The organism is Candidatus Nitrotoga fabula, from assembly GCF_905221025.1.
GTDB classification, from domain to species: Bacteria; Pseudomonadota; Gammaproteobacteria; order Burkholderiales; family Gallionellaceae; genus Nitrotoga; species Nitrotoga fabula.
In genome coordinates this window covers 1-11,171 of the sequence record NZ_CAJNBL010000016.1, presented here as the reverse complement: position 1 = coordinate 11,171, position 11,171 = coordinate 1, and the positions used below count along the sequence as shown (strand labels likewise).

The 11,171-nt window shown below is 47.1% G+C and carries 11 protein-coding genes; 10 read left to right on the top strand and 1 reads right to left on the bottom strand.

The annotated features are described in order from the left end of the window. Positions 1-202: 202 nt before the first annotated feature. Positions 203-1,090 carry a hypothetical protein gene (locus KJA68_RS05185; RefSeq protein ID WP_213035873.1) on the top strand — a complete coding sequence of 296 codons (888 nt, stop codon included), beginning with the start codon at positions 203-205 and terminating at the stop codon, positions 1,088-1,090. A gap of 640 nt (positions 1,091-1,730) precedes the next feature. Here the strand turns inward: KJA68_RS05185 and ffh are convergent. After that, entirely contained in the window at positions 1,731-3,083 is a 1,353-nt protein-coding gene (gene ffh / locus KJA68_RS05180; protein WP_213035872.1) for a signal recognition particle protein, read from the bottom strand. A gap of 74 nt (positions 3,084-3,157) precedes the next feature. Here ffh and KJA68_RS05175 point away from each other — a divergent pair, with 74 nt between their 5' ends. The 9 genes from KJA68_RS05175 to cysK all read left to right on the top strand — a co-directional run bounded on the left by KJA68_RS05175 (position 3,158) and on the right by cysK (position 11,032). Further along, on the top strand, positions 3,158-3,970 hold the full coding sequence (locus KJA68_RS05175) for a cytochrome C assembly family protein (protein WP_213035871.1): 813 nt from the start codon (positions 3,158-3,160) through the stop codon (positions 3,968-3,970). Between the two features lie 76 nt (positions 3,971-4,046). After that, positions 4,047-4,301, top strand: a complete 255-nt coding sequence (rpsP, locus tag KJA68_RS05170; RefSeq protein WP_213035870.1) for a 30S ribosomal protein S16 — start codon at positions 4,047-4,049, stop codon at positions 4,299-4,301. After that, a complete protein-coding gene (rimM, locus tag KJA68_RS05165; protein ID WP_320412103.1) occupies positions 4,282-4,839 on the top strand; it encodes a ribosome maturation factor RimM in 558 nt (185 codons plus the stop codon). Before rpsP ends, rimM begins: the two co-directional genes overlap by 20 nt. Continuing rightward, a complete protein-coding gene (trmD, locus tag KJA68_RS05160) occupies positions 4,839-5,621 on the top strand; it encodes a tRNA (guanosine(37)-N1)-methyltransferase TrmD (protein WP_213035869.1) in 783 nt (260 codons plus the stop codon). The genes rimM and trmD overlap by 1 nt, the downstream gene beginning before the upstream one ends. Further along, positions 5,618-5,986 carry a 50S ribosomal protein L19 gene (gene rplS / locus KJA68_RS05155; RefSeq protein ID WP_213035868.1) on the top strand — a complete coding sequence of 123 codons (369 nt, stop codon included), beginning with the start codon at positions 5,618-5,620 and terminating at the stop codon, positions 5,984-5,986. The genes trmD and rplS overlap by 4 nt, the downstream gene beginning before the upstream one ends. A 373-nt stretch (positions 5,987-6,359) precedes the next feature. Next, complete coding sequence (locus KJA68_RS05150; protein ID WP_213035867.1) at positions 6,360-6,830, top strand: methylated-DNA--[protein]-cysteine S-methyltransferase; 471 nt, start codon at positions 6,360-6,362, stop codon at positions 6,828-6,830. Positions 6,831-7,051: 221 nt separating this feature from the next. Further along, positions 7,052-7,948, top strand: a complete 897-nt coding sequence (gene xerD, locus KJA68_RS05145) for a site-specific tyrosine recombinase XerD (protein WP_213035866.1) — start codon at positions 7,052-7,054, stop codon at positions 7,946-7,948. Positions 7,949-8,263: 315 nt separating this feature from the next. Beyond that, positions 8,264-9,718: a magnesium transporter gene (gene mgtE / locus KJA68_RS05140; protein WP_213035865.1), complete on the top strand. Its 1,455-nt coding sequence runs from the start codon at positions 8,264-8,266 to the stop codon at positions 9,716-9,718. A gap of 384 nt (positions 9,719-10,102) precedes the next feature. Next, on the top strand, positions 10,103-11,032 hold the full coding sequence (cysK, locus tag KJA68_RS05135; protein WP_213035864.1) for a cysteine synthase A: 930 nt from the start codon (positions 10,103-10,105) through the stop codon (positions 11,030-11,032). Positions 11,033-11,171 lie beyond the last annotated feature (139 nt).

Here is an 11,171-nt window from a genome sequence, read left to right as displayed (position 1 = left end):
CCACCCGCAGAAGCTGAGGTAAACTACTATCGGCAACTCGCTAAACAGGCCGCTACGGTGGCATGAACTTAAACCAAATAGCCTCCACGAAACCCGGGGCGATTCAAACGCCCAACTCGACATTCAACACGGACTCCGCAAAAGCGCGGAGCCGGTTAATTTTACGTTATGCATATTTTTACGGCCATTTGAGGGCATAGGAATGGATGCGCGATATGAAGAAAAGACTTTTGAAAATTACTTCAACAATGAGTTGGATCGTAAGACTTCAATCTACTTTCCCCTTGGTCAGGTTCAAGAGGGCATCGTTGGTCTGGACTCCGCTGCGCACTCAAAAAGTTGGCATTTGTGGAGGAAGCTAGGGTATCCGTTTTGGTTTTCTCCGCCATTTTCAGGCGTTGAGTTACAGGATATTGCGAACGAAATGGAGCGCTACCTTAGCAAGGAGGTTCATAACATTCCAGCCATGAAAGTGAATCTGCTGTTCCAATACAAGCGTCCGCAGTTCATCACTATGTCATCGGGAGCAGAGTGGCATCTCTGGAAGAGAAAATACTTCCGGTATAGCTTGTACGCGGAACAACATGCGCTGCTCTCGCACATCGAAGCTACGTTTGGTCAAGATGCCGTCGTCCTTTACGCCGCACCAGCAGTCGAAGATGTGAGTGACCTAGTCAAGCTAAAAATGGCGGGTACGATCATCGACAACACCAACTATCGGCGCGCTTCTGAACTGAATGGTCACCACAGAAACACATACATTAAGGCAGGAACATATTCCCAGGCTTGCAGCAAGCCAAAGCGGATCGAGAACTTTAGTCTTATTGAACTGATCGAGAATACTGAGCCAGAAGCACAGCGGGAAAACGGGCAACTTCTTGTTAAGTTTGCTAAGCGCATCAACTCATCAATGCTAGAAGCAAATGGAATTGGCTATCTAGGAACTGCTTTCGTACATCGCATGAGTCAATTTAAGGATTACGAGCTTGAACGATTCAGTCTATTTTTCGCCATACTTACGATGAGTGTATTTAGGGAAGTTACTGGCTGCCAATGGATAATTCCGCTGAGTAGTAGCCAAAATGCATAACCCATCATTCCACCGGGCCTGCGCGAAAACCCGAGCACATTGCTGGGTAGTACTATGATCCGACGGACAAACGCATTTTGAGAGAAAGCATGGTGATCACCATCAAATCCTTCCTCTCAACAAAGAGCCGCGTGGTGACCGAGACGTCCGATGGATGGACCTTGGTTGGAGCGCATGGCAACTTGTCAGCGCACAATACGAGCACACGATGATAATTACCAAGGACGAACCGATAGTCGTCACTCAACACTGAGTGATCATCGGTGAAAGCTAACCTGTCGTTCGAGCGGGACTCGCCCAGAAGCGGGCGAGCCCCTCAACTTAACGTTGAAGGTCTGCTTTCCGGAATGTCAGTTGTCCGCTGTGTGTCGATAGTGCGCAGTCGCGTATCGAGAAAGCAGCCGTTCTGAATAATTTCAGCGCCTATGTCCGGTAATGACTCCATACCGGTCGTAGTTTCATCTGGATGCCACCGGCAGCAATGGCCGAAGATCAGACAGAATCTGTCAGATGCGGTCTGGATTACTACATATCAGGATTTCAGGCTGAACTCTGACCCAGTATCCTTCAGTTCAGAAATTGTATTTCACATGGTTCCAGGAGTTTCTGGGTTAAAGCAGGTGAGGGCTGATGAAAATATTTAGCGCTTGCCGGGCAACATGCCTTTCATGCCGCGCATCATTTTGCTGATCCCCCCTCCTTTGCTAAACATTTTCATCATTTTCTGCGTTTGTTCAAATTGGCTGAGCAACTGGTTGACATGCATTACCTGGACTCCTGCTCCGGCAGCAATCCGGCGCTTCCGTGAAGCCTTGATGATTTCCGGTTGAGCGCGTTCCTGCAGGGTCATTGAATTTATTATTCCTTCGATGCGATTAATGGCACGATCGTCCATCTTTGCACCTGCTGCAGCCTGGCTGAGTTGAGCGGGCAGTTTGTCCATCAGAGCAGACATGCCACCCATTTTGCGCATTTGTATGATTTGCATTTTGAAATCGTTCAGGTCAAATCCCTGGCCACTTTTGAATTTCTTGGCCAGTTTTTCTGCTTCTTTTTTATCAACTTCACGGTGAGCTTCTTCAATCAGCGACAAAACATCGCCCATTCCTAAAACGCGTGAAGCCATGCGTTCCGGATGGAATGCCTCAAGGCCATTAGGTTTTTCGCTGATCCCGATAAATTTGATCGGCTTGCCCGTGATATGACGAACGGATAGGGCCGCCCCACCCCGTGCATCTCCATCTAGTTTGGTAAGGATGATGCCGCTCAGCGGGAGCGCTTCTCCGAAAGCCTTTGCCGTGTTTATGGCATCCTGACCGGTCATGGCGTCTACAATAAACAGGGTTTCAATGGGGTTAAGAGCTGCGTGCAAGTCCTGGATCTCTTCCATCATTGCCGCATTTACCGTAAGGCGACCGGCCGTGTCCACAATTAATACGTCGTGATGATGTCTGCGTGCGTAATCCAGTGCAGCCAGCGCGATTTCCTGCGGTTTCTGGCTAATGTCGGAAGTGAAAAAATCGATTTCCAATTGCCGTGCCAGGGTGTGTAGCTGCTCGATAGCGGCAGGACGATATACGTCACAGCTTACCAGTAAAACCCTTTTTTTCATCTGGTCGCGCAGCAGTTTCGCAAGTTTTCCGCATGTAGTGGTTTTTCCTGCGCCCTGCAAGCCAGCCATCAGGATTACGGCCGGGGGGACGGCATTAAGGTTTAGAGCGTCGTTGTGTTCCCCCATAAGCCGGGTCAGTTCACGATGTACGATACCGACTAATGCCTGGCCAGGAGACAGGCTGCTCAACACTTCTTTTCCTAGTGCGGCTTGCTTCACCTGGGTGGTGAATTCTTTAACCACGGGCAGAGCAACGTCTGCTTCCAGCAGAGCCAGACGTACTTCCCGCAGTGCGTCCTGAATGTTGCTTTCTGACAGACGGGCTTGTCCACGAAGATTTTTAATTGCATTTGAAAGGCGTTGTGTAAGGGTGTCTAGCATGGTTGTACTCTCGGTTTTCCGCAACATTGGTTCATAGTGTAGAATCGGTGAAGTCTAAAACATCCTGACTAAAAATGTCGAATCTTCCGCTTTATGTGATTACTTTTTTTGCGTACAGTCTGCTTGCAGCCTATTTCTGGCGCGCCCAGACTGCGGGGAAAATAGATACGCTGAACGGCGGACTGATTGGGCATATGGTGGTTGTTCCTTTGGTACTCCATGCATATCTGCTTTATGGAAATCTGTTCAGCGGGGGGGAACTGAACCTGGGGCTGGTTAATGCGGTATCGCTGATTTTGTGGTTGACAATGCTGGTTTACTCGGTCGCACGGTTTTTTTACCCGATTGCCAGCCTGCAGGCTTTAGTACTGCCGCTGGTGGCAGTAGGGGTGGTGCTGCCGGCTTTGTTTCCGACCTTGCATCCGCGGGTAAATGGTCTGTCATTTGTACTGGAGGCTCATATTCTTGCCGCAATGTTTGCTTACAGCCTGTTTACCATTGGGGTGTTACATGCAGGTCTGATGTCAATTGTTGAAAAACATCTGCACCACGCCACGCTTCCGCGAGCGCTGCAAGGGTTGCCGCCATTGCTTACCATGGAAATTTTGCTGTTCCGTATCATTGGCGCGGGTTTCGTGTTGCTTACGATGACATTGGCATCAGGAGTGATCTTTTCAGATCAATTATTCGGCAAACCATGGCAGTTTAATCACAAGATGCTGTTTGGATTTATATCCTGGTGTGTGTTTGCCGTGCTGCTTCTCGGACATTATTATAAAGGCTGGCGCGGGCGTACAGCAGTGCGATGGACAGTGAGCGGATTTGTCTTTTTATTGCTTGCTTATCTGGGTACTCAATTTGTTCTGGAGGTGCTGTTGCATCGCTAATATTGCTTGCCATAACTTGGCTGAGCATTGTAAAATCTTTTTTTGGCATTTGCTAACAATACACGTAGAAAAACTTATGGTTATTATCCGATTTGCACGTGGTGGTTCCAGGAATCGCCCATTTTACAATGTGGTCGTGGCGGATTCTCGTAATCGTCGCGATGGAAGGTTCATCGAGCGTGTTGGTTTTTATAACCCGGTGGCTCCTGAAGGTCCGGATGGTATGCGCATTCAGTTGGATCGCGTGCAATTCTGGCAGGAAAAGGGCGCGCAAATGAGTGATGCCGTTGCCAAGCTGGTGAAGCGCTCTGGTGCTGCAGCAAAAGCATAGTCAACAAGATCCCATGATTGTCATGGGGTACGTGGCAGGTGCGCAGGGTATTCTGGGTTGGGTTAAGATCAAGACGTACACAGAATATGTGGATGGCCTTGGAGAATACTCCGTCTGGTGGCTGGGAAATGGAAGTGACTCCTGGTTTGAGGCTAGGGTGGAAAACCATGCTGTGCATGGCAGGGGGTTGGTTGCCAAATTTTTAGGCACTGATGACAGATCAGCTGCTGAAAAATATAAGGGATTATTGGTGGCGGTGCCACGAAGCAGCCTCCCTGAAAATTCCGAGGATGAATATTACTGGTCTGACCTTATTGGCTTGCAGGTGGTGAATCTTGCAGGTGAAAGTTTGGGAGTGGTGGATAACCTGCTTGATACAGGCGCTAATCAGGTGTTGTGTGTCAGGGGAAGCCCGTCCAATCGCAATCAGGATGATCTATTGATCCCTTTTATTTCAAGTGCAATCAGGAAAGTGGACCTGTCAGGCAAAAAAATACAGGTGGATTGGTCAGTGGACTGGGCGGAAAACACTGAGTAGTGAAAAAGATTTTTCATGTTATAACACTGTTTCCTGAAATGTTCGACGCAATTACCCGATATGGGATAACGCGGCGAGCAGCGGAAGAAGGAAGATTTGAGCTGCATACTTTGAACCCGCGGGAATTTGTCAGCAATAAGCACCGTTCGGTGGATGACAGGCCCTATGGGGGTGGCCCAGGAATGTTGATGATGGCTGAGCCGCTGGCGCATGCAATTGTGAAGGCGAAGCAATCTCAGGCGCAAGCGGGTGCATTAAAAAGCCGTGTGATTCATCTGTCTCCGCAAGGAAGGCAGCTTACTTACAGCGTGGTAAAAGAATTTTTAGAGCAGGATGAAAGTCTGATTCTGCTCGCAAGTCGCTACGAGGGTGTGGATGAACGCCTGATATGCCAGTATGTGGATGAGGAAATTTCCATAGGCGATTATGTGTTGTCTGGCGGTGAACTGGCAGCGATGGTTTTGATTGATAGCATGGTACGACACTTGCCTGGAGTGTTAGGAGATGCAGGCTCAGCGCAACAGGACTCTTTTGTTGATGGTATGCTGGATTGTCCGCATTACACCAGGCCTGAAGTTTTTGAAGGCGAGAATGTACCGGAAGTCTTGCTTTCCGGGCACCACGCCGAGATAAAGAAGTGGCGGTTGAAGCAGGTTCTGGGTAGAACCTGGCAGCGCCGTCCGGATTTGCTGGCACAGCGCCAGTTAACAGAACAGGAAGCTCGGCTGCTGGCAGAGTACCAGCAGGAACAAGCATCCGTAAAACAGAAGGAAATGAAATGAATCTGATTGCAATACTGGAACAAGAAGAAATTGCCCGTTTGGGTAAAGTAATTCCTGATTTCGCACCGGGAGATACCGTTGTTGTAAATGTAAATGTAGTTGAGGGTGAGCGCAGGCGCGTGCAGGCTTATGAAGGTGTTGTAATTGCAAAGCGTAATCGTGGGCTGAATTCATCTTTTATAGTACGTAAAATTTCTGCTAATGAGGGTGTGGAGCGCACTTTCCAGATGTATTCTCCATCAATTGCCAGCATAGAAGTTAAGCGTCGTGGCGATGTACGTCGTGCCAAGTTGTACTATTTGCGTAATCGTTCTGGAAAATCGGCGCGTATCAAGGAAAAACTTCCGGGCCGCAAGACGGGATAGCAGGAACGGGAACCGTAAATCAAATCAACTCCGGTTATGCCGGAGTTTTTTTTGGCCGAATATTTCTGCTTGTATTTGCTTGTATTAAGCAACCCTAATATTTTAAAGGAAATTTCAAGTATTTTAGTCAATGTTATTCCTGATAAGGTAGATATTTGAAGTGTTTTATGCTGGTGAAGATTTTACGTTCAATGAATGATGACTTCGCTGATTGTTTTCGTGCCTGAAACCGAATGGGGACGTTTTTGCAAATTTCATTTGTACAGGGCCTACCCGGTAATAGATTTTTTTCGGATAACGTAAATTTTTTATTTTGGCACAGCTCAAGTAAGGGTTGAGTTAAATTAGATGGGCGTTTGTATAAGGTGGATTAATGAATTATCAGGCAAAATTGTTGTTACCCATCGGGATAATTGGAATCCGTTGCGGTTTGGATGCGCTGGTCGGGATTGATTTTTTGAATTCAGACACCTTGCCACAGAAACCACAGCAAGGGATTGCTCAGGACGTGTGTGAACAATTGATAGCCTATTTCATCGACCCTGATTTTTCCTTTAACCTTAAACTTGAGCCAGAGGGTACTGTTTTTCAAAAAGGGGTGTGGCATGCGCTGTCCGGGATTTTGTCCGGGCAAACCAGCAGTTATGGCAGTATTGCGGCAGAAATTGGTTCTAGCGCACGTGCTGTTGGTCAGGCATGTGGAGCGAACCCCATCCCAATAGTCATACCTTGTCATCGTGTGGTAAGCAAGGTCGGTATTGGCGGTTTCATGCACCAGAAAGCTGGTCATGCGTTAGATATTAAACGCAGGTTATTAATGCATGAAACCAAATTACTCCGGTAGGTCTATGCCGCTACGAGGGTAACCCGGTGTTGAAGTTGCGCGGCAAAGGGTATTAGAAAAGAATCAGGCATAATGATGCATGGGTTTGTGCGGATGCTGCGAAGGGAGTTGACTGATTGGTTTTTCTTCTGAATCAGGAGAAGAGGCAATAGAAGCGCGTATTTTTATAGTTGCCATGGGCGGATTTTCTGCTTGCTGTTACAAAAAATTTAAGAAATCTGATGAATAGCGCAGAGATCCTGGACGAGTTTTTAGATTGTCTCTGGTTGGAAGACGGTTTGTCACGTAACACCCTTGACAGCTATCGGCGCGATCTACTTAAGTTTGCTGCCTGGATGGCAAGGCAGCACAATCTGTCTGTGCTGGAAGCAACTCATGCAGATATTCAGGCGTTCCTGGCTGATTTGATCAGCAATCAGAAAGCCAAAGCAGCCAGTTCACGGCGAGTCATATCAAGCCTTAAGCGCCTGTTTCGCTATCTCTTGCGGCAGGGAGCAATCACTGTAGATCCTACCCTGCAAATTGTATTTCCCAGGCTACCTCGTAATTTGCCAAAAACGCTGACTGAAAAAGATGTGGAAAAATTGCTTCAGTCGCCGGATGTGGATAAGCCACTAGGAGTACGTGACCGTACGATGCTGGAGGTGCTATATGCCAGTGGTTTGCGTGTATCCGAGCTGGTGGGTTTGAGTGTTCAGCAAGTCAGCTTGGATATGGGGGTTGTGCGTGTGATGGGAAAGGGGAATAAGGAACGTATGGTGCCATTGGGTGAAGATGCGCTGGAATGGTTGCGTCGTTACCTGATGGATGTGCGCCCGGTTTTGCTGGGCAATAAATGTCATGATGCAATGTTCGTTACACGGCGTGGTACGGAAATGACGCGGCAGATGTTTTGGTATCTCATTAAACGGTATGCAAGGCATGGTGGGGTGCTGAGGCAGCTGTCACCACACACGCTACGCCATGCTTTTGCCACACATTTATTGAACCACGGGGCAGATTTGCGAGTTGTACAACTTTTGCTTGGCCATGCAGATATTTCTACTACACAAATTTATACACATGTTGCACGTGAACGCCTAAAGCAGATTCATGCAAAACACCATCCGAGAGGGTAACGCTTTGTTGATTTTGTTTGTGTTTTTGGCGGGAAGATGTCATTTCATGAAGCCAATTAACGCGGATAGAATGAATCGGGTAAATGGAATTTGCTCAGAAATGGGAAAATTTGAATAGTGGGAGCAGCTTTCCTGAGTCAAGAATTTCTGATATGAGTGCGGACAGATTGAATTTTATTTAAAATTCAGATTGTTAATTGTGCTTTATAACAGTGTTATGTCTAAATTTGGATAATCATGATGGTCATCGACAATTATAGTTATGAATTGACTATCTAATTTTTATACTGTGATCGATCCGTTAGGTTGAGTGTCATGAACAAGAATCACGAGTCTCACTATACAGAAAATGTGCAGCATCATTTGCAGCAGGTGCAAAGTCTGCTGGAAAAACATGCTCTGGTAGAAACCTTGGCGCTCAAGCAGGAGATGCCTCGCCAGGAACGTCATGAGCTGTTGGGGGCCATTCTCCATAAACAGCATCTTGCTGAATTGCAGGATAAGCTCGCCAATTTACATTCTTCCGATATCGCTTTTATTCTGGAGGCTCTGCCAATCGAGCAGCGCTTGCTGGTATGGGATTTGGTCAAGGCCGATCGTGACGGTGAAATTCTGATCGAAGTTTCTGATGCGGTGCGTGAATCATTGATTGCGACCATGAGCCGCGAAGAATTGCGTGAAGCCGCTGAACAGCTGGATACGGACGAGATCGCTGATCTGGCTCATGATTTGCCCCATGCAGTGATGCGTGATGTTTTCAAATCCCTCACTATCGAAGAACGCGAGCAATTGCGTGCCGCGATGTCCTATCCTGAGGATGCGGTAGGGGCATTGATGGATTTCGACATGGTAACGATACGAGAGGATGTCACGCTGGAAGTTGTATCACGTTATCTGCGGCGTTTTGATGAGATGCCTGATCATACGGATCAGTTATTTGTGGTGGACAGGAATGATATTTTTAAGGGGGTGTTACCACTTAATCGTCTTTTGGTAAATGAGCCGGAAGAATCAGTTAGTAAGCTGATGCGGACTGATACCATTAAATTGCATCCAGATGACAAGGCAGAACAGGCTGCGCAGGCATTTGAGCGCTACGATCTGGTTTCTGCCCCCGTCGTGGAGGAAGATGGTAAGCTGGTTGGCAGGGTTACTGTGAATACGGTCATGGACTATATTCGTTCACAGTCGGAAAGCGAAATATTAAATACGGCTGGTTTGCGTGGAGAGGAAGATATTTTTGCTTCCGTATGGAAGAGCGTAAAGAACCGTTGGATGTGGCTGGCGCTCAATCTGTGCACTGCGTTCTTCGCTTCACGGGTGATAGGTGAATTTGAGAATACAATTGAAAAGTTGGTTGCACTTGCAGCATTAATGCCGATTGTCGCTGGTATTGCAGGCAATTCAGCAAATCAAACAGCTACAATTATCATCCGTTCGCTGGCATTGGGACAGGTTAATCAATCCAATGCACGGCGATTGATTAGCAAAGAAATAACCATCGGCGGAATTAATGGCCTGATTTGGGGAGGGATGGCCGGGATTTTCGCATTTTTTTTATATAAAAGTGTATTGCTGGGCGTGATTCTAACGGGTGCCATGGTGCTTAATCTGGTTCTTGGGGCATTGGCTGGGTTGATGATACCGCTATTTTTACAGCGCATAGGGCGTGACCCGGCAATCGGTTCTAGCGTGATGCTCACTGCAATTACGGATAGCGGAGGTTTTTTTATATTTCTTGGGTTGGCAGCAATTTTCTTGATCAATTAAATTAGGAAATATACTAATTAGGGGCTAATTGGATATGAATGGCATGAGATTCAGACCATGCGGTTTGCCAGAATATGCATTCCTGGTATGACCGCATAAAAAATCAAAATGTTGCACAGTATGTGTTTTTGTTGGGGTGAATATTTAAAATTCAGTTTGCCGGGATGTTGGTCGTAAAGTTGTTCTCCGAATACGATATGGGAGGCGGACAGGTAAAATTGGCGGTTGAATCAATTATGTGCTGATTTGAAGTACATGTAATTTAAATCCAAAATGCTTGGACTGGAAAACCTTTGCTGATGTATGATTTGGTTGAATTGCCACAGGATGGATATTGTTAGGCATCCTGCAACAGGAAAGTGAAACAAACAACAGGGAGAGTTGATGAAGATTGCAAAAAATGTGTCAGAGTTGATAGGTAATACCCCACTGGTACAATTAAACCGTGTAACTCAGGGCGTAAATGCAACTATTCTCGCCAAGCTGGAATACTATAATCCTGCACTCAGCGTTAAAGATCGCATTGCCATGGCTATGATTGATGCGGCTGAAAAAGCAGGGCAGATCAAACATGATACGATAATTCTTGAACCTACATCAGGTAATACGGGCATCGGCCTTGCTATGATATGTGCATCGCGTGGCTATAAGTGTACTTTTGTTATGCCAGATAGCATGAGTCGTGAGCGGCGGATGTTGATGAAGGCATATGGTGCAGAAGTCATTCTGTCCCCGGGACCAGACGGCATGCCAGGTGCGATGAGAAGAACAAAAGAAATGGCGCAGGCCGATTCACGTTATCTGTTGTTGCAGCAATTCTCAAATCGGGCTAACCCGGCTATCCATCGACTTACTACCGCAGAAGAAATCATACGGGATACCGATGGGATGCTGGATATCTTTGTTGCCGGGGTTGGAACCGGAGGTACAATCACAGGCGTGGGGGATACGCTAAGAGAAATTTATTCTTGCGTACAGGTGATTGCCGTGGAACCAGCCGGTTCTCCAGTATTATCCGGTGGAGACCGGGGGCCACATGCCATCCAGGGAATAGGGCCTGGTTTCATTCCTGAGGTACTTAATAAAAACGTATTTCATGAGGCAATACGTGTCACGGATGAAGATGCATTCAATATGGCACGGCGTATGGCGAAAGAGGAAGGGTTGCTGGTAGGCATATCGTCAGGAGCGGCTGTCTGGGCTGCTATAGAAGTGGCAAAACGACCATTGAATGCCGGCAAGATGATTGTCGTAATGATTCCGTCATTTGGTGAAAGATATTTGTCCACTCCATTGTTTGACCAGGAAGATTAGGTTTGGATATAAGCAGGAATTCTGGTGATGCGCTTGCATGGATAGGGAGCAAGGATAAACTGATGGTGGTATGTCGTTTATGACTGGATCAGAATGGCGGGAAAGGGTGATCGACTGGTTTACTGAATCTGTATTGAAG